Raw genomic sequence first — 19227 nt, 5'->3', positions numbered from 1 at the left:
CCGTGAGGTTCGGCGCTGCCGACCGAGCGGATCCTGGCCGAGCGCCCGGGAGTGTCCCGGGCGACTCTCCGGGAGGCGATCGCCGCATTTGCGGATGGCGGGTTTCGTCGAGACGCACCGGGGTCGCGGCGGTGGCACCGTCGTCGTCCACCGGCCGCTGAAGCCCGGGGAGGGGTCGCTGTCGTTCTCGCGCGAAGAACTGCGGGACGCCTTGGAGTTCCGGCGGATCGTCGAGCCGGGGCGGCGCATCCGGCGGCGAAGGCCGCCGATCCGGACGCGCGGCGGCGTGCGCAGGGGAATGGCCCTGGACCTGGGCATGTCGGCCGAGGTCCGTTCTCATCCTCATCAGGTCGATCACGGGTGACGTGCGATGCCGACCAGCCGTTGGAGGACCGCATACGCGGCGGTCGGCCCACACGCCGTGGAGCGCATGTGCATCTGGCGCCGATGTCAGCAAGTTGCGCGACCCATATGGGCTACTACGGTGGAAGTGGCCGATGTGACCTATGTTGCAAAGGGGTACGGTCATGAACGCAAGGCTCTGCAAGTGATCTGCCGTTGCGGGCTCGGCCCTCATCCTCGCCCTCGCACCGCTGGGCCTGCAGCCGGCGGTGGCAGCGGCGGCAACGTCGAGCCAGACCCACGCCAGCTCGGTCGAGAATCAGCGTGACTACCGACGGGGCTTCCGCGACGGATTCCGGGACGGATACAAGGACGCCCGGGACGACTGCCGCATGCACAGGGGAAATCGGGGTTACAGCTCCGGCAACAGCGACTACACCCGTGGCTACAGCCATGGGTACAGCGCCGGTTTCGCCGAAGCGGAAGACCGATACTGCTGAGCAGTGAGGCTGAGGCCGGACCAGGTTCACAGCTTGCGCCGGCCGACATCGACGGGTGTGAGCCAGGAGACGGCCGTGAGCCCGGTGGAGCGCTCACTTCCCGCCTCGCGCGGGTGCGCGTGGCAGCGCCGGCATCGACGCGGTCCGTGCGCAGCCGCCGGCCACCCGGGAGTAACTCGCTCTCGGCCCGAAGTCCCAGAGAAGTCCCAGGGACGCCGCCGGCCCCCTTCCAGACCCGCACCAACGCAGGTCGGAAGGGGGCCGGCGGCATGCGTCGCTCAGATGTCCCGGAAGGTCTCGATCTGCGCCCCAATGGAGTTCAGCCGCTCGGCCAGGTCCTCGTAGCCGCGGTTGATGACGTACACGTTGCGCAGTACCGACGTGCCCTCCGCGGCCATCATGGCCAGGAGGACGACCACGGCGGGGCGCAGGGCCGGCGGGCACATCATCTCGGCGGCGCGCCAGCGGGTGGGGCCCTCGACCAGGACCCGGTGGGGGTCGAGGAGTTGCAGGCGGCCGCCGAGGCGGTTGAGGTCGGTCAGGTAGATCGCGCGGTTGTCGTAGACCCAGTCGTGGATCAGCGTCTTGCCCTGCGCGGAGGCAGCGATCGCCGCGAAGAACGGGACGTTGTCGATGTTCAGGCCCGGGAACGGCATCGGGTGGATCTTGTCGATGGGCGCCTCCAGCTTGGAGGGCCGGACGGTGAGGTCCACCAGCCGGGTGCGGCCGTTGTCGGCGAAGTACTCGGGGGTGCGGTCGTGGTCGAGACCCATCTCCTCCAGGACCGCCAGCTCGATCTCCAGGAACTCGATCGGCACCCGGCGCACCGTCAGCTCGGACTCGGTGACGACGGCGGCGGCCACCAGGCTCATCGCCTCCACCGGGTCCTCGGAGGGGGAGTAGTCGACGTCGACGTCGATGTTCGGCACGCCGTGCACGGTGAGCGTGGTGGTGCCGATGCCCTCCACCCTGACGCCGAGCACCTCCAGGAAGAAGCACAGGTCCTGGACCATGTAGTTGGAGGAGGCGTTGCGGATGACGGTCACGCCGTTGTGGCGGGCCGCGGCCAGCAGCGCGTTCTCGGTCACGGTGTCGCCGCGCTCGGTCAGCACGATCGGGCGGTCCGGGCGGACGGCGTGGTCCACCACCGCGTGGTACTGGCCCTCGGTGGCGGTGATGTCGAGACCGAACCGGCGCAGCGCGATCATGTGCGGCTCGATGGTCCGCGTGCCGAGGTCGCAACCGCCCGCGTAGGGCAGCTTGAAGTGGTCCATCCAGTGCAGCAGCGGCCCGAGGAACATGATGATGGACCGCGTACGGCGGGCGGCTTCGGCGTCGATGGCGTCCAGATCGAGGGCGGCCGGCGGCACGATCTCCAGGTCGGTGCCGTCGTTGATCCAGCGGGTGCGCACGCCGATGGAGTTCAGCACCTCCAGCAGGCGGTACACCTCCTCGATCCTGGCCACCCGGCGCAGCACCGTGCGTCCCTTGTTGAGCAGCGAGGCACACAGCAGCGCCACACACGCGTTCTTGCTCGTCTTCACGTCGATCGCGCCGGAGAGCCGGCGGCCGCCCACCACTCGCAGGTGCATGGGCCCCGCGTAGCCCAGCGAGACGATCTCGCTGTCCAGGGCTTCACCGATGCGGGCGATCATCTCAAGGCTGATGTTCTGATTGCCGCGCTCGACGCGATTGACGGCGCTCTGGCTGGTGCCGAGCGCCTCGGCCAGCTGTGCCTGCGTCCAGCCCCGGTGCTGCCGAGCGTCACGGATGAGCTTGCCGATGCGTACGAGGTAGTCGTCTGCCATGGGGTTGAGGTTATCTCAGATATGAGATGGCGCCTCTTGGGGGGTCCGTTCGGGTGATGAGTCGTCAGTGAGCCCTGGGCCAAAGGGTTCGATGCCGCCCGCAAGGTCTGGGCGTTCCGGGCATTCCGGCTGTTTCCGGGTGTATTCATCGATGTTCCGTGGCGGTGTGCGGCGGTTGCCGCGGCGTGTGGGGCAGGTGTCTCGCGCCGCACCGCCGCCTCGGTCGCGGAGGGCGCGCCGGTCCCTTTTGCGCGTCCGGGTGTCGATTTCTATCGCCGGGTGGCGTACTCACTCTCGGGGATCGGGCGTCCGTCGGCCAGTCCGGATCCGGTCCGGGCGTCCGTCGGCCAGTCCGGGCCCGGTCCGCGCATGACCATTCGGCCCCCATGTACTAGAGTTATCTCGACATCGAGATATCTGCCGGGGTGCACCACAGTCGCCACTCGGTAAGGCTCACCTAACTTAGCCTTACCTTACTGGATCGGTCGAGATGCCGTGGCGGCAGGATCGTGGTGGTAGGCGCACATGAATGAAGGAGACTGTCGTGTCGGCGAACAGCTTCGACGCCCGCAGCACGCTGCACGTGGGCGACGAGTCGTACGAGATCTTCCGGCTTGACAAGGTCGAGGGCTCGGCCCGACTGCCTTACAGCCTGAAGGTGCTGCTGGAGAACCTGCTCCGCACCGAGGACGGCGCGAACATCACCGCCGACCACATCCGTGCCCTCGGCAGCTGGGACTCCCAGGCCAAGCCGTCGCAGGAGATCCAGTTCACGCCGGCCCGCGTGATCATGCAGGACTTCACCGGCGTGCCCTGTGTCGTGGACCTCGCCACCATGCGCGAGGCGGTCAAGGAGCTCGGCGGCGACCCGGCGAAGATCAACCCGCTGGCCCCGGCCGAGCTGGTCATCGACCACTCCGTCATCGCCGACAAGTTCGGCACCAACGACGCCTTCAAGCAGAACGTCGAGCTCGAGTACGGCCGCAACAAGGAGCGCTACCAGTTCCTGCGCTGGGGTCAGACCGCCTTCGACGAGTTCAAGGTCGTCCCGCCCGGCACCGGCATCGTCCACCAGGTGAACATCGAGCACCTGGCCCGTGTCGTGATGGTCCGCGACGGCAAGGCCTACCCCGACACCCTCGTCGGCACCGACTCGCACACCACCATGGTCAACGGCCTCGGCGTTCTCGGCTGGGGCGTCGGCGGCATCGAGGCCGAGGCCGCCATGCTCGGCCAGCCGGTCTCCATGCTCATCCCGCGGGTCGTCGGCTTCAAGCTCACCGGCGAGCTGCCCGCCGGCACCACCGCCACCGACCTGGTGCTGACCATCACCGAGATGCTGCGCAAGCACGGCGTGGTCGGCAAGTTCGTCGAGTTCTACGGCGAGGGCGTGGCCGCGACGAGCCTGGCCAACCGTGCCACCATCGGCAACATGTCGCCGGAGTTCGGCTCCACCGCCGCGATCTTCCCGATCGACGACGAGACCATCAACTACATGCGCCTGACCGGCCGCCCCGAGCAGCAGCTCGCGCTCGTCGAGGCGTACGCCAAGCAGCAGGGCCTCTGGCTGGACCCGAACGCCGAGCCGGACTACTCCGAGAAGCTCGAGCTGGACCTGTCCACCGTCGTGCCCTCCATCGCCGGCCCCAAGCGTCCGCAGGACCGCATCGTCCTGGCCAACGCCGCCGAGCAGTTCAAGCAGGACGTCCGCAACTACGTCGACAGCGTCGACGAGGCGGGCGTGGAGTCCTTCCCGGCCTCCGACGCCCCGGCCGTCCACCCCAACGGCACCCCGACCAACCCGGTCCAGGTCACCGCCCCCGACGGCACCACCTACGAGCTGGACCACGGCGCGGTCACCGTCGCGGCCATCACCTCCTGCACCAACACCTCCAACCCGTACGTCATGGTCGCCGCCGCGCTGGTGGCCAAGAAGGCGGTGGAGAAGGGCCTGACCCGCAAGCCGTGGGTCAAGACCACGCTGGCGCCGGGCTCCAAGGTCGTCATGGACTACTACGACAAGGCCGGCCTGACCCCGTACCTGGACAAGCTGGGCTTCAACCTCGTCGGCTACGGCTGCACCACCTGCATCGGCAACTCCGGCCCGCTGCCGGAGGAGGTCTCCAAGGCCGTCAACGAGCACGACCTCGCGGTCACCTCGGTCCTCTCCGGCAACCGCAACTTCGAGGGCCGGATCAACCCCGACGTCAAGATGAACTACCTGGCGTCCCCGCCGCTGGTCGTCGCCTACGCCATCGCCGGCTCCATGAAGGTGGACATCACCCGGGACGCCCTCGGTGTCGACCAGGACGGCAACCCGGTCCACCTGAAGGACATCTGGCCGAGCGAGACCGAGGTCAACGACGTCGTGGCCAACGCCATCGGCGAGGACATGTTCTCCAAGTCCTACTCCGACGTGTTCGCCGGCGACGCCCAGTGGCAGTCCCTGCCGATCCCGACCGGCAACACCTTCGAGTGGGACACCGAGTCCACCTACGTCCGCAAGCCCCCGTACTTCGAGGGCATGGGCATGGAGCCGGCCCCGGTCGAGGACATCGCCGGCGCCCGGGTGCTCGCCAAGCTGGGCGACTCGGTCACCACCGACCACATCTCCCCGGCCGGTGCCATCAAGGCCGACACCCCGGCGGGCCAGTACCTCACCGAGCACGGCGTCGAGCGCCGCGACTTCAACAGCTACGGCTCCCGCCGCGGCAACCACGAGGTCATGATCCGGGGCACGTTCGCCAACATCCGCCTGCGCAACCAGATCGCGCCGGGCACGGAGGGCGGCTACACCCGCGACTTCACGCAGGGCGACGGACCGGTCTCGTTCATCTACGACGCCTCGCGCAACTACATCGAGCAGGGCATCCCGCTGGTCGTCCTGGCCGGCAAGGAGTACGGCTCCGGCTCGTCCCGCGACTGGGCCGCGAAGGGCACCGCGCTGCTCGGCGTCAAGGCCGTCATCGCCGAGTCCTACGAGCGCATCCACCGCTCGAACCTCATCGGCATGGGCGTCCTGCCGCTCCAGTTCCCGGAGGGCCGTTCGGCAGAGTCCCTCGGCCTGACCGGCGAGGAGACCTTCTCCATCACCGGTGTCACCGAGCTCAACGACGGCCGCACGCCGAGCACGATGAAGGTCACCACCGACAGCGGTGTCGAGTTCGACGCGGTCGTCCGCATCGACACCCCCGGTGAGGCGGACTACTACCGCAACGGCGGCATCATGCAGTACGTGCTGCGCAACCTGATCGGCAAGTAACCGATTCAGTAGGGCAGTTGGGCCGCATCCCCGGCAAGGGGGGTGCGGCCCCTCGCCGTTTTTCGGCCTGCTCGCACATGCCGTCCTCGGTCCGCGCGCACACGACGCGACGATCGCGGTGGGCCGGTTTGGGTGCGGCTGAGGGTCGCGGGGACGTAGGGCATATCGACCGGTTCTGGTCTGGTGGCAGAGGGCGGCCTCCCTCTACGCTGGAGTCTCGATAGCTGTGAGTAATCCTTTGGATGCCGTGTGTGTTGCCTGGCCCTGGCGTTTGGGGGTACTTGCCTGCGCTGGTGCACAGCCGTCCACTAGCATGGCTGGGCGCCATCAGGTACATCGGGGGATGGGGGCTGAGGTGGTGCATGAGGGGGGACCCTTGTGGCGCAGGAGCAGCATGTGTGGCAATGAGAACGAGTGCCTGGAGATTGCCGTGGCGAGCCGTGGTGTGCTCGCGCGAGACTCCAAAGTGCCTTGTCTCGCGCCCGTGCGCTTCGCCGCCCCCGCCTGGAAGGAATTCCTGCACGCGTTGACGCGAGGGGAGTTGGGCGACTCGTGACGCGGTTGTCAAGCCAACGCCGGGAGGTAGGGGGCCTTATGGGTGCCGGGGCATCGGCAGTGGAGCGTTCCGGGAAGACGACGGGGCGGCGGCCCGCAGCGGTCGGGGCGGTCATCTTCACCGTCGGCGCCGGCGCGGCGGCGACCCTGGCCGCGGCCGTCGCCTCACTGATGGTGGAGGGCGTGCTGGTCAAGCGGGTGGTCTGGGTGGTCGTCGCCGTTGCCGTGGCGGTCGCCGCGGGAGCGTGGCGAGCCGGCCGTGGTCTCACGGCGTCCCCACCTGGTTCTGATCGCCTTCGGAATGGTCCTCGGACGGGCTCGCCGGAGTAGCCTCGCGGTTCCCGCGCCGCTTGCACAGCCGGATCGTTCCCCAGGTCAGTCCACTGAGGGCGGAAGTCCCCAGGAACGTCAGCAGATCGACGCGTATCCCGGACGACGACAGCTTCAGCCCCTTGGCCAGATGGACGACCCAAAGGGCCGCTGCCAGCACGATCACGAGTGCCAGCAGCGCGATCAGCCCGAGTGCGACCAGAAAGTGGAGTTGCGTGGCGCCACGCGCCTTCTCTATCGCGATGAGGTTCTGCGTCTGCCTCTCGTCCTGGATGGCCTGCGCCTTGAGCGCTATATCGGTTGGCTCGGACGCCTCGTCCCCGAGTACATAGGTCCGGAACCGCTGTTGCAGGTCCTGCCATGTCGACCTGAAGACCACGTCGGTCCTCCCCCTGGCTCCACGAAAGCCGTGGGCCGCGTGCTGTTTATCGGGTCCCGAGGTCTTCCTTGATGCGATCGATCAGGTCGAGGGACTCGGTGTCGCCGAGCGCCAGAGCCGTGATCTCTTGGAAGCACTCCTGGTAACGAGCCAGCAGTTCCAGGTCCTCGCCGCCGGTCATGCTGCCGGCGGCGTGCTCCAGGTACAGCAGATCGTCGTCGTCCGGAAAGCCCAGCAGTACGAAGCTGCCGAGCGTGCTGTAGTGCGCACCCGCCTCGAACGGCAGCACGCGGACGGCGACGTCGTCCCGTGCGCCGAAGTCGAGCAGTTGGCCCAACTGCTCACCGAGCACTCGGGCGCCGCCGATCCGCCTCCGTACCGCGGCCTCGTCCAGTACGAAGGTGACGCCGGGGCGCCTGGACCCGTCGAGCATCCTGCGCTGCCGTTCCATCCTCAGGTCCACGATCCTGCCGACCCGTTCGGGGCTCAGACCGCGCGGGGCGAGGAGTGCCTCCGCGTACTCGCGGGTCTGCAGATGCCCGGGGACGACAATGGGGTGGTAGGTGTGCAGGGAGGTGGCCGCACTCTCGTACCCCAGATACTGGGCGAACTGCGGTGTGACGACGCCGTCGGCCGTTCGCCGGTCGCCGCGTCACCCGGCAGCGGCCGTTTACAGCCGCTGCCGTCCGCGCTAGTTTTCTCGCACGCGAGGTGGGAGCGCTCCCATGACGGCGGACCGGAACCCGCCGTCCCCGGGGGCTCCCACCTCGCCCCCGGTGCTGCCGGCTTGTGCGACACCGCGGTGCGACAACGTTGTCGTAATTGGTCTGTACATGACTGTACTGCCTGTGCCGACAACGATGTCAATGCCCGTGCCCAGGAGTCCGCCCGCGTGAGTGCGGCGCGCGCCTGCGTACCCGTACGCGGTCTTCCGTGATACCACCGGCGCACGCTACTGTCCCTGAGGCTTGTGCGACCTGTGGTGCGCGACCCGTCCGAAGGAGGAGGGGCCGCGTCATGCGTTTCCGTCCCATGTCCCTGCTGCTGGCCGCGGTGCTCGCGACCGGCGGCGCCAGTCCCGCCCTCGCGGCGCCCGCCGCACCCCCGAGATCCGGACCCACCCTCGTCGAGGACGCCACCGCGTACGTCGATCCGCTGATCGGCACCAGGAACGCGGGCAATGTCTTCCCGGGTGCCGTCGTTCCGTTCGGCATGCTCTCCTTCAGCCCGGAGAACACCCGCGGCGACGCCACGAGGACGGCCGCGCCCGGCGGCTACCAGTACGACGCGACCCGCATCCGCGGCTTCAGCCTCACCCATATGTCCGGCACGGGCTGCGCGGGCGGCAGCGGCGACATCCCGTTCTTCCCGTACGCAGGGAAGGTCACCTCCTCACCCGCGAGCGACACCAAGGACGCCGTCTACGCCTCCGGCTTCAGCCACTCCGACGAGACCGCCGAGCCCGGCCACTACTCGGTGGGCCTCGCCTCCGGAGTCACCGCCGACCTCACGGCCACGGCCCGCACCGGTTCGGCGCGTTTCACCTGCCCCGCGGACAAGCCCGCCTCCCTCCTCGTCCGTACCGCCAACTCCGAGGTGGGCTCGACCGATTCGTCGCTCACCATCGACCCGGCGAAGCGGACCGTCTCCGGCTCCGCCACCTCCGGGAACTTCTGCGGCTACCTCGACCCGGAGGGCCGGCGCGCCTACTACACCCTGTACTTCACCGCCCGCTTCGACCGCCCCTTCAAGGCGACGGGCACCTGGCAGGACGACAAGCTGAACCAGGGCGCGACCTCGGCGAACGGCGGCACGGGCGGCTTCGCGAACGGCGGCAGGCCCGTGGCGGGCAAGGGCGCCGGCGGCTACGTCGAGTTCGCGCCCGGCACCGGCCCGGTCGGTGTCAAGGTCGCCATCTCCTACGTCAGTCAGGCCGGCGCCGAGGCCAACCTGGCTGCGGAGAACCCGCCCCAGCGCTCCTTCGGCTCGGTCAAGGACGCGGCCCGCCGCGCCTGGAACGACCGGCTGGGCGCGATCCGCGTCGGCGGCGGCACCGAGGAGGAGCGCACCACCTTCTACACCGCGCTCTACCACGCCCTGCTCCACCCGAACGTCGTCAGCGACGCCGACCGCAGATACCGCGGCGCCGACGACAAGGTGCACACCGTGGGCCGCGGCCACCAGGCCCAGTACGGCACCTTCTCCGGCTGGGACGTCTACCGCGACCAGGTGCAGCTGCTGACCCTGCTCAGCCCGGCCACCGGTTCGGACGTGGCCCAGTCCCTGTACGAGCTGGCCCGTCAGAACGACGGTGTCTGGGACCGGTGGCTGCACGGCGCGAGCGGCACCCACGTCATGAACGGCGACCCGTCGCCGACCGCCCTCGCCGGCATCCACGCCTTCGGCGGCACCGGCTTCGACCTGAAGGGTGCCCTCGCCTCCCTGGTGAAGGCGGCGACGGTGCCGACCGAGCGGGACCTGTCCCCGGCGGGCAAACCGGTCCTGTCGGCCGGCCAGCGGCCCTCCCTGGACAAGTACCTGAAGCTGCACTACATGCCGTCCGTCTCCAACGCCTGGGGCGGCGCCGCCGAAACGCTGGAGATGTCCACGGCCGACTTCGCGCTGGCTCAACTCGCCGAAGCGGCGGGGCAGAAGAAGACCGCCGCCACCTTCGCCGAGCGCGCCCAGTGGTGGCAGAACAACTTCAACGTCGCGGCCGACCCCTCCGGCGGCTACATCGCCAACCGTAAGGCCGACGGCAGTTGGGTGACCGGCTTCACCCCGGACACCGGCAACGGATTCGTCGAGGGCACGGCGGCCCAGTACACCTGGATGGTCCAGCACAACCCGGCAGGCCTGTTCGCGGCGATGGGCGGCCGGGACGCGGCGCTGGCCCGCCTGGACGACTTCTTCCACGACGCCGACGGCGGCTGGGCGTTCAGCGGCAGCGGTGGCGCCAAGTCCGAACTCGACAACGAGCCCTCGATCAACGTCCCCTACCTGTACGCCTACGCGGGCGCGCCCTGCAAGACGCAGGAGACCGTCCGCGCGGCCATGCGGCAGCTGTGGACGACGCAGCCGGGCGGCATTCCCGGCAACGACGACCTCGGCGCGATGTCCGCCTGGTACGTCTTCTCCGCGCTCGGCATGTATCCGCAGGTGCCCTCCCGCGCCGAACTCGTCCTGTCCTCCCCGCTGTTCGAGCGCATCGAGATCCGCCGCCCGCACGGGAACGACATCTCCGTGCGCGCCACGGGAGCGGCGGCCGGATCCCCGTACGTCCGGTCCCTGAAGGTGAACGGCCGGGCGAGCGACCGCCCCTGGCTGCCGGCGGGCTTCGTCCGTGACGGCGGCCGGCTCGACTACACCCTCTCGGCCACCCCGGACCGCACCTGGGGCAGCGCCCCGTCCGCCGCCCCGCCCTCCTTCCGCCAGGGCGAGCAGCCGTACCAGATCGGTGTGGGCCCGACCGCGGCGACGCTCGCGCCCGGCGGCAGCACGACGCTCGGCGTCCGCGCCCTGTCACTGAACGGCGGCCAGGGCCCCGAGGTGCGCTTCAGCGTCCGCACCCCGTCCGGCATCACGGCGACCCCCGCCGAGGGCACGGTGACCGACGGCGCCCGGCAGATCACGCTCACCGCCGCCCCGGACGCCGAACAGGGCTCCTACGACGCGAAGGTCACGGTCACCTCCGGCAGCCAGTCCTACGAGCAGCCGGTGTCCCTGACGGTGGCGGCCCCGGGCAGCCTGCTGGCCGCCTACGACAACACCGGCGTCTCGGACGACGACGGCGACCACGACGAGGCCGACTACGACGGGGGCGGCTGGAGCTACTCCCGCCAGGCCCTCGCGGCGGCCGGCCTCACCCCGGGCGGGCAGGGCACGGTGAACGGCCTCACCTTCACCTGGCCGAACTCGCCGAGCGGGCGCCCGGACAACGCCTCGGCGGCCGGCCAGAGCATCGAACTGTCCACGCCGGCGGCCCGGTTGTCCTTCGTCGGCAGCGCGGTCAACGGCAACCAGCAGACCAGGGCCACCGTCACCTACACCGACGGCACCACGGGCACCGTCGACCTCTCCTTCACCGACTGGACCGTTGGTGGAGGCGGCGGCACCGTCCAGTACGGCAACACGGTGGTGGCCCGGACCGCGTACCGCAACGTCGCGGGCGCCGGCAAGGACACGGTGACCACCTACGTCTTCGCCACCGAGCCATACGAGGCCCCGGCGGGCAAGCGGATCAGCGCAGTGCGCCTGCCCGGCAACGCCGACCTGCACGTCTTCACCGTCGCCACGGGCTGACCGGCCCGCGGGACGGCACGAAGGGGCGGGCCCGCGGGCCCGCCCCTTCCTCATGCCGGGTGCTCGGCGGCGTCAGGCCAGCAGCTCCACCTCCGCCAGCGTCGAGGCGCCGTCCAGGACCAGGCGGTACTTCTGGTACGTGTCCGGTGCGGCGATCGTGAAGGGGCGGGTCTGCTTGTCCCAGGCGAAGGACTCGCCCGAGCGCCGGTCCACCGTCTTCCAGGTCGTGCCGTCGGCGGACGCCTGGAGGGTCCAGCCGGCCGGGGCCTTGGCGCGGTCGCCGGACGAGGTCAGGGTGTACTGGACGGCCTTGACGGGGCCCGTCACCGGCAGGTCCACCGTCGTCACCGCGGCCTCCGTCGACGAGGTGTCGTCGAACAGCGCCCCGTCGCCCTTCAGTACGTCCGCCCGGGGGCTCGGCGCCTTGTCGCCGGTCGTGATCGACACCGGCGCCGCGTCCTTGCCCGTGCCCCACGAGGAGGGCCGCGGACCCATGTCGAACTGGAGGACACCGCCCTTGGACAGCAGGGAGTGGGGCAGGCTCGTCGAGTTCCACGCCTTGCCGTTGAACCGCACACCCTGCACGTAGACGTTCTTCGCGCTGTTCTTCGGGGCCTGGATCACCAGATCGCGGCCGCCGTCCAGATGCACCGTCGCCTTGGTGAACAGCGGGGAGCCGATGGCGTACTCGCCGCTGCCCATGACCAGCGGGTAGAAGCCGAGCGAGGAGAACAGGTACCAGGCCGACTGCTCGCCGTTGTCCTCGTCGCCGTGGTAGCCCTGGCCGATCTCGCTGCCGACGTACAGCCGGGACAGCGCCTCACGGACCTTCTCCTGCGCCTTCCACGGCTGCCCTGCCGCGTCGTACATGTAGGTCACGTGGTGGGCGACCTGGTTGGAGTGGCCGTACTGGCCCATCCGCACGTCCCGCGCCTCGGTCATCTCGTGGATGACACCGCCGTAGGACCCGACGAACTCCGGGCCGGCCGTCTCGGGAGTGGCGAAGTAGGTGTCCAGCTTGTCCGCCAGGCCCTTCTGCCCGCCGTACAGGTTCGCCAGGCCGCGGCTGTCCTGCGGGGCGGTGAAGGCATAGCCCCAGCCGTTGGTCTCCGTGTAGTCGTAGCCCCACACGCGCGGGTCGTACTTCGAGGCGTCGAGGCGCCAGTCGCCCCGGGCGTTGCGGCCCTGGAAGAAGCCGACCCGGGAGTCGAACAGGTTCACGTAGTCCCGGGCCCGGTTGAGGAAGTAGTCGGCCTCCTCCTTGTAGTGCTTCTCGCCCGTCTTCTTGTAGAGGGCCTCGCCCATCTTCGCGATGCCGTAGTCGTTGACGTAACCCTCCATCGCCCAGGACAGGCCCTCACCGGTGGCCGTGCTGGTGTACCCGAGGAAGGGGGAGGTCGTCATGCCCTTGCGGCCCACGCCCGAGGACGGCGGCACCACGGTGGCGTTCTTCAGGGCCGCGTCGTAGGCCGCCTTCGCGTCCATCGGCACGCCCTTGACGTACGCGTCCGCGAAGGCCACGTCCGAGGAGGTGCCGGTCATCAGGTCGGCGTAGCCGGGGGAGGACCAGCGGGAGGTCCAGCCGCCGTCCTTGTACTGCTGCACGAAGCCGTCGACCATCTCACCGGCCTGACCTGGTGTCAGCAGCGAGTACGCGGGCCAGGTGGTCCGGTAGGTGTCCCAGAAGCCGTTGTTGACGTACACCTTGCCGTCGACGATCTTCGCGCCGGTGTGGGTCGGCGTGTCCTGGCCGGGCATCGGCGAGAACGGGGAGGCGTACTGGTACTTCCCGCCGACCTTCTCGAAGCCGGAGTTCGGGTACAGGTACAGCCGGTACATGCTGGAGTAGAGCGTGGTCAGCTGGTCGGGCGTGGCGCCCTGGACCTCGACCTTGCCGAGCAGCTTGTCCCAGGTCCGCTGGGCGGACGCCTTGACGGTGTCGAAGGAGGTGCCGTCCGGGACCTCCTGGCGCAGGTTGTCCTTCGCCTGGTCGAGGCTGATGAGGGAGGTGGCGAGGCGCAGGGTGACCGTGCGGTCCTTGCCCGCGTCGAAGCGCAGGTGGCCCTTGACGCCGCTCGACGAGCCGTCCTTCACGGGCTTGTCGAAGACGCCGTAGACGAACAGCCGGGTGGCGCCGGTGGACAGCCCGGACTTGACGTCCGAGTAGCCGGTGACGACACCGTGCTCCTTGTCCAGGGTGAGGCCGGCCTGCTCGGTGACGTTGTCGAACACCACGCTCGCGTCGTCGCCCGGGTAGGTGAAGCGCAGGACGGCCGCGTGGTCGGTCGGCGTCATCTCCGCCTTGAGGCCGTTCTCGAAGCGCACCCCGTAGTAGTACGGCCGCGCGGTCTCGTTCTCGTGCCGGAAGGCGAGCGCGCGGGCGGTGCGTCCGGTGTCCGGGGTGCCCGCGGCGGCGGACGGCATCACCTGGAAGGTCTGCCGGTCGCCCATCCAGGGGCTCGGCTCGTGGCTCGCGCTGAACGCCTGGATCGTCGGCAGGTTGTCGTCGTTGTTCGCGCGCGCGTACTCGTACAGCCAGCTCAGCGAGGACGCGTTGGTCACCGGCGTCCAGAAGTTGAAGCCGTGCGGCAGGGCGGTCGCGGGGAAGTTGTTGCCGCGCGAGAAGCTGCCGCTGGAGTTGGTGCCGCGGGTGGTCAGCGCGTAGTCCGACAGGTGCGCCTTCGGCTTCTCCTGCGGCGTCTGCTTGATCACCACGTCGTCCAGCCAGCCGCGGAACTTCGCGGGGCCGGTGGGGGAGTCGTAGGCGAGGAGGACCCGGTCGATGGTCTTGCCCGCCGCGACCGAACCGATCCGGGAGGCCACGCTGTTCCACTGGTTGACGTACAGCGTCTTCGCCGCGCCCTGGCCCTGCGGGCTCAGGGTGAAGCCGTGCTGGTCGGTCGCGCCCAGCCCGCTCAGGTAGGTGCCGTCCGTGAAGGCGAGGTCGACGGCGACGTTGGTGGCGTCGTAGTCGCGGTCGCCGTCGGCCATCGACGGGTAGAGGCGGTACGACAGCTGCGTGTCGGGCAGCACCTTGACGTTGACGTCGAAGAGCTTGTTGTACGAGTACGCCCGGTCCTTCGCGGTGTGCCGGCCCGCGTACCGCAGGGCCCGCTTGCCCGTGTAGCCGGCGCCCGACTTCGCGGTCGGGGAGCCGCTCGGGCCGCGGTCGACCAGCGAGAGCATGTCCTGCGGGACCGGCGCGTCGTCGCCGCCGGTGGAGAACTGCACATCGGCGAGCTGGAGTATGTCCGAGGCGCCGTTGTTCCTGGTGACGTCGAGCCGGAAGTGCTGGTACTCGGCCGGTTCGGCCAGGTCGTAGGTCCTGGTCTGGAACCGCTCGGAGAACTTCTCCCCGGTGCGGGTGTCGAGAGTCTTCCAGTCCTTGCCGTCGGTGGAGCCCTTCAGGGCCCAGTCCTTCGGGTCGCGCCCGTCGAAGTCGTTGGCGGAGGTGAGGGCGTACCGGACGATCTTCTGCGGCGTGTCGAAGTCGAACTCGACCCAGCCGGTGGGCTGGAACGTCAGCCACTTGGTGCCGGACTCGCCGTCGACGAGGTTCTCCTTCACCTCCCCGCCGCCCGTGTTCTCCCCGCTGGCCCGGACCTCGGTGATGTGGTCGTCCACATTGCCCGGGATGCCGGTGCTGTAGCCGCCGTCCACGCCCGAGGCGCGCTTGCCGCCGCCGGGGGCGGTGTCGACCGTGTTCAGCCAGTCCGGCGCCGGATCGCCGGCCTCGAACGAGGAGCTGAACTCCCGGTCGGCGGCCGGGGGCTTGCCGGGCAGGGCGACCGCGGCCCCCTGCGAGCCGGCTGCCGTGACGAAGGCGGCCGTGATGACGACCGCCGGACCCCATCTGTGCCGTACTCTGCGCTGCATGCGCGGCGTCCCTCCCTGCGTTCGGACAACGTTGTCAGCTCTTTACGCAAGGACCAGTAGGGAGCCAAGTGACCAGTGATGTCAAGGGTGTTGGGTGTGGCATTCGGACGCAAAGGTGCGGATATCTCCGTCAACGGAAGCCCACAGACGGCTCATATTCTGCGTGAGGTCTCAACTCGGAAAAGACCCGCGGTGAACCTTGCTCTCGATCTTGCTCCGTTGACGGGAAGTGGACTATACCTGTCGGCGTCCGCGCGACCGTGAGAACGGCCGGAAGCGGACCCGGGGGAGTCGGAAAGGGTGGTGCGACGTGCGAGACGCGTCCGCCTCCTTGTCTTCCGTCCGATCCCGGTAGATGACGCACGAAGTACTTCCTGCACGACCCAGCTTGACCCGACCGCGGTGCCGGGGAGGATCCGGTTCACCGCCTGAGTCCTGGAGAAGGCGAGGACTTGAGCATGGGATCCACTTCCGCCGAGCACCACGGAGGCGTCGGCCGCCGGGCTCTGATCAAGCGGTCCGCCGCACTCGGTCTCATCAGCGTTCCCGCGATGGGCTTCCTGTCCGCCTGCGCCAGTGGTGGTGGCGGGGACGGCCAGGAGAAGGCCAAGGCGGGCAAGAAGACCGAGAAGAACCCGCTCGGTGTCAACGACACCGCGCAGATGGAATTCGTCCTGTTCGACGGCGGCTTCGGCAAGGAATACGCCGAGGACGCCGTGAAGATCTACCAGAAGGACTTCCCCAAGGCGAAGACCAAGTTCGCCGCCACGCAGAAGATCCAGTCGACGCTCCAGCCGCGATTCAACCAGGGCAACCCGCCGGACCTCATCGACAACTCCGGCGCGGAGCAGATGGACATGGGCGTCCTCGTGGGCAAGAGCCAGCTCGCGGACCTCACCCCGCTGCTGGACGCCGCGTCCTACGACGACCCGAGCAAGAAGGTCCGCGACACCCTGCGCCCGGGCATCGTGGAGATGGGCCAGTTCGACGGCCAGCCGGTCTGGATCCTGTACTACGCCTACACGGTCTACGGCGTGTGGTACTCGCAGAAGGCCCTGGACTCGCTGGACGAGAAGTACCCGGAGACCTGGGACGAGATGCTCAAGGTCTGCGAGAAGGCCAAGAAGAAGGGCATGGCCGGCTGGACCTACGCCGGCAAGTACCCCTACTACCTGCCCTTCTCGCTCTACCCGATGATCGGCAAGGTCGGTGGCCGCGAGGTCCTGGACGCCATCGACAACCTCGAGCCCAACGCCTGGAAGCACCCGGCGGTCAAGGCCTGCTTCGAGGCCTACTACGAGCTCTTCCAGAAGGGCTACATCCTCAAGGGCACCCCGGGCCTGGACCACATCCAGTCGCAGACCGCCTGGGCCAAGGGCAAGGCGCTGTTCATCCCGAACGGCTCCTGGGTGGAGAACGAGTCCGCGAACGTCATCCCGGCCGACTTCGACCTGGCCGTCTCCGCGCCCACCGGCATCGACAGCTCCGACAAGATGCCGTTCGGCACCATCTGGGCCTCCGGCGGAGAGCCGTTCATCGTCCCGGCCAAGGCCAAGAACCCCGAAGGCGGCATGGAGCAGCTGCGCATCATGCTCAGCGAGGCCTCCTCGAAGAACTTCACCTCCAAGGTGAAGTCGCTCACCGCGTACAACGGCGGCACGGACGGCATTCCGCTCACCCCCGGACTGAAGTCCGGAGTCGCGGCGCTGGACAAGGCCGGCTCCAACGTGGTGAACCCGCGGCTCCAGGACTGGTACGTGCAGCTCCAGAAGGAGAAGATCGGTGTGTCGGGCATCGGCGAGATGATGGCCGGCCGCCTCACCCCGGCCGAGGCCATCAAGAAGATCCAGGGCTTCGCCGACGAGGCCGCCAAGGACCAGTCGATCAAGCACTACAAGCACCAGTAGTCCTGAGGATCCGTCACCAGCGGTACCACCCGCCCAGAGATCGGGGTCGGCAGCAATGCAGCACGGCAAGTACCGGTTCATCGTGGGGTTCCTCGCGGTTCCCCTCGGGCTGTACGCGCTTTTCGTCATCTGGCCGTTCATCCAGTCCATCTACTACTCGTTCACGGACTGGACCGGTCTGAGCCCCGATTTCCAGATGGTCGGCTTCGACAACTACCAGAGGATGCTCCACGACGACATCTTCTGGAAGTCGTTGCAGCACAGCCTGCTGTTCGCTCTGGTGCTACCGCTGGTGACGATCGGTCTGGCGCTGTTCTTCTCCTTCATGATCAATGTGGGTGGGCGGCGCCGCCGGGGCGGGCCGGCGATCTCCGGTGTCCGCGGCTCCTCGTTCTACAAGATCGTCTACTTCTTCCCGCAGGTACTGTCGATCGCCATCGTGGCCTTGCTGTTCGCGTTCGCTTACAACCCGGACAGCGGCGCGATCAACTCCGTGCTGCGCGGGATCGGGCTCGGCAGCGTCCAGCCGCTGTGGCTGGGCGACCCGGGCCTCGCGCTGTGGTGCGTGATGGGGGTGCTGGTCTGGTCCACGGTCGGCTTCTTCGTAGTCCTGTTCTCGGCCGGCATGGCCTCCATCCCGGCGGACCTGTACGAGGCCGCGCTGCTGGACGGCGCCAGCCGGTTCACCACCTTCTTCCGGATCACCCTGCCGCTGCTGTGGGACACCGTGCAGTCCGGCTGGGTGTACATGGGCATCCTCGCCCTCGGGGCGGAGTCGTTCGCGGTCGTACAGATCATGACGACCGGGCCGGGCGGTCCCGACTACTCGACCACCGTCATGGTCCTGTACGTGTACCAGAAGGCGTTCCGTGACGGTCAGGCCGCCTACGCCACCACGATCGGCGTCGCCCTGCTCATCGTCACGCTGGCCTTCGCGGCCGTCGTGATGCGGCTGGGCCGGCGCGAGCGGCTGGAGTTCTGACGATGAAAACGACCGAGTCCCCCGCCCCCGTTCCGGCCGAGTCCGGTGTCGGCCTCGCCGCGGCCCGCGTACCGGCCGAAAAGCCGGGCGGACGGAAGAAGGACGGCTCCGTCCTCAACGTCTTCTCGCACGGCATTCTGATCATCTGGGCGATCATGGTGGTCATGCCGCTGGTCTGGGCGGTGATGACGTCCTTCAAGGACGACAACTCCATCTTCAGCTCGCCCTGGGCGCTGCCCGACAAACTCCACTTCGACAACTGGGCGCGGGCCTGGACCGATGCCAATATGAGCGAATACTTCCTCAACACCATTCTGGTGGTGGGCGGTTCGCTCGTCGGCACCCTGGTGCTCGGCTCGATGGCGGCGTATGTGCTGGCCCGTTTCGACTTTCCGGGCAACCGCTTCATCTACTACCTCTTCATCGGCGGCATGAGTTTTCCGATCATGCTGGCCCTGGTCCCGCTGTTCTACGTCGTGAACAACATGGGACTGCTGAACACCATTCACGGTCTGATCCTGGTCTACATCGCCTACTCACTGCCGTTCACGGTGTTCTTCCTGACCGCGTTCTTCCGGACCCTGCCGAGCTCGGTGGCGGAGGCGGCCTTCGTGGACGGGGCCTCGCACACCCGGACGTTCTTCCAGATCATGCTGCCGATGGCCAAGCCCGGTCTGATCAGCGTGGGGATCTTCAACTTCCTGGGGCAGTGGAACCAGTACATGCTGCCGACGGTGCTCAACACCGACCCGGACAAGCACGTCCTCACCCAGGGCCTGGTGCAGCTGGCCGTGAGCCAGGGCTACAAGGGCGACTGGTCCGGTCTCTTCGCCGGACTGGTGATGGCGATGCTGCCGGTGCTCGCCGCGTACATCGTCTTCCAGCGCCAGGTGGTGCAGGGGCTCACCGCGGGCGCCCTGAAGTAGTTCCCGGCGCCCCGGCGCCCGCACGCGCCACCCCGTGCCTCCTGCCGCCCTCCGCGCG

General features: G+C 68.7%; 11 protein-coding genes. 7 read left to right on the top strand and 4 right to left on the bottom strand.

Annotated features, from left to right (window positions below; all coding sequences use genetic code 11):
• Positions 1-94 precede the first annotated feature (94 nt).
• Positions 95-364 carry a hypothetical protein gene (locus TNCT6_RS40740; protein WP_253266037.1) on the top strand — a complete coding sequence of 90 codons (270 nt, stop codon included), beginning with the start codon at positions 95-97 and terminating at the stop codon, positions 362-364.
• Positions 365-1120: 756 nt separating this feature from the next.
• Here the strand turns inward: TNCT6_RS40740 and TNCT6_RS06095 are convergent.
• Positions 1121-2650, bottom strand: a complete 1530-nt coding sequence (locus TNCT6_RS06095; protein WP_141357351.1) for a UDP-N-acetylglucosamine 1-carboxyvinyltransferase — start codon at positions 2648-2650, stop codon at positions 1121-1123.
• A 544-nt stretch (positions 2651-3194) separates the two neighbouring features.
• Here TNCT6_RS06095 and acnA point away from each other — a divergent pair.
• Together acnA and TNCT6_RS06085 are read left to right on the top strand one after the other, a co-directional pair.
• Positions 3195-5912, top strand: coding sequence for an aconitate hydratase AcnA (gene acnA / locus TNCT6_RS06090; RefSeq protein ID WP_141357349.1), 2718 nt, complete (start codon positions 3195-3197; stop codon positions 5910-5912).
• A 313-nt stretch (positions 5913-6225) separates the two neighbouring features.
• A complete protein-coding gene (locus TNCT6_RS06085; RefSeq protein ID WP_141357347.1) occupies positions 6226-6468 on the top strand; it encodes a DUF397 domain-containing protein in 243 nt (80 codons plus the stop codon).
• 264 nt (positions 6469-6732) lie between these two features.
• Here TNCT6_RS06085 and TNCT6_RS06080 read toward each other — a convergent pair whose 3' ends face one another.
• Positions 6733-7176: a hypothetical protein gene (locus tag TNCT6_RS06080; protein ID WP_141357345.1), complete on the bottom strand. Its 444-nt coding sequence runs from the start codon at positions 7174-7176 to the stop codon at positions 6733-6735.
• A 46-nt stretch (positions 7177-7222) separates the two neighbouring features.
• The gene (locus tag TNCT6_RS06075) at positions 7223-7774 is read right to left on the bottom strand and encodes a DUF5753 domain-containing protein (RefSeq protein WP_301184422.1); all 552 of its coding nucleotides are present in this window, start codon (positions 7772-7774) and stop codon (positions 7223-7225) included.
• Positions 7775-8193: 419 nt separating this feature from the next.
• Between TNCT6_RS06075 and TNCT6_RS06070 the strand changes: the two genes are divergently transcribed.
• Positions 8194-11478: a GH92 family glycosyl hydrolase gene (locus TNCT6_RS06070; RefSeq protein ID WP_141357343.1), complete on the top strand. Its 3285-nt coding sequence runs from the start codon at positions 8194-8196 to the stop codon at positions 11476-11478.
• 72 nt (positions 11479-11550) lie between these two features.
• On the opposite strand, the gene TNCT6_RS06065 is transcribed toward TNCT6_RS06070, so the two are convergent.
• Positions 11551-15354, bottom strand: coding sequence for a GH92 family glycosyl hydrolase (locus TNCT6_RS06065; RefSeq protein WP_141357341.1), 3804 nt, complete (start codon positions 15352-15354; stop codon positions 11551-11553).
• Between the two features lie 458 nt (positions 15355-15812).
• Between TNCT6_RS06065 and ngcE the strand changes: the two genes are divergently transcribed.
• From ngcE to TNCT6_RS06050, 3 genes are read left to right on the top strand one after another with little or no spacing between them, the layout of a single operon-like run.
• Positions 15813-17261, top strand: a complete 1449-nt coding sequence (gene ngcE / locus TNCT6_RS06060; protein ID WP_141357339.1) for an N-acetylglucosamine/diacetylchitobiose ABC transporter substrate-binding protein — start codon at positions 15813-15815, stop codon at positions 17259-17261.
• Between the two features lie 55 nt (positions 17262-17316).
• Entirely contained in the window at positions 17317-18243 is a 927-nt protein-coding gene (locus TNCT6_RS06055) for a carbohydrate ABC transporter permease (RefSeq protein WP_141357336.1), read from the top strand.
• Positions 18244-18245: 2 nt separating this feature from the next.
• The gene (locus tag TNCT6_RS06050; protein ID WP_141357334.1) at positions 18246-19169 is read left to right on the top strand and encodes a carbohydrate ABC transporter permease; all 924 of its coding nucleotides are present in this window, start codon (positions 18246-18248) and stop codon (positions 19167-19169) included.
• Positions 19170-19227 lie beyond the last annotated feature (58 nt).

The sequence above is a fragment of the Streptomyces sp. 6-11-2 genome, assembly GCF_006540305.1.
Classification (GTDB): domain Bacteria; phylum Actinomycetota; class Actinomycetes; order Streptomycetales; family Streptomycetaceae; genus Streptomyces.
Note: the sequence above shows the minus strand (reverse complement) of the source record. Positions and strands in the feature narration are given on the sequence as shown.

Bases quoted from the DNA above. Each gene is read 5' to 3' on its own strand.
- TNCT6_RS40740 (WP_253266037.1), top strand. From the start codon at position 95: ATGGCGGGTTTCGTCGAGACGCACCGGGGTCGCGGCGGTGGCACCGTC.
- TNCT6_RS06095 (WP_141357351.1), bottom strand. From the start codon at position 2,650: ATGGCAGACGACTACCTCGTACGCATCGGCAAGCTCATCCGTGACGCT.
- TNCT6_RS06085 (WP_141357347.1), top strand. From the start codon at position 6,226: ATGGCTGGGCGCCATCAGGTACATCGGGGGATGGGGGCTGAGGTGGTG.
- TNCT6_RS06070 (WP_141357343.1), top strand. From the start codon at position 8,194: ATGCGTTTCCGTCCCATGTCCCTGCTGCTGGCCGCGGTGCTCGCGACC.
- TNCT6_RS06065 (WP_141357341.1), bottom strand. From the start codon at position 15,354: ATGCAGCGCAGAGTACGGCACAGATGGGGTCCGGCGGTCGTCATCACG.
- ngcE (WP_141357339.1), top strand. From the start codon at position 15,813: ATGGGATCCACTTCCGCCGAGCACCACGGAGGCGTCGGCCGCCGGGCT.
- TNCT6_RS06055 (WP_141357336.1), top strand. From the start codon at position 17,317: ATGCAGCACGGCAAGTACCGGTTCATCGTGGGGTTCCTCGCGGTTCCC.
- TNCT6_RS06050 (WP_141357334.1), top strand. From the start codon at position 18,246: ATGAAAACGACCGAGTCCCCCGCCCCCGTTCCGGCCGAGTCCGGTGTC.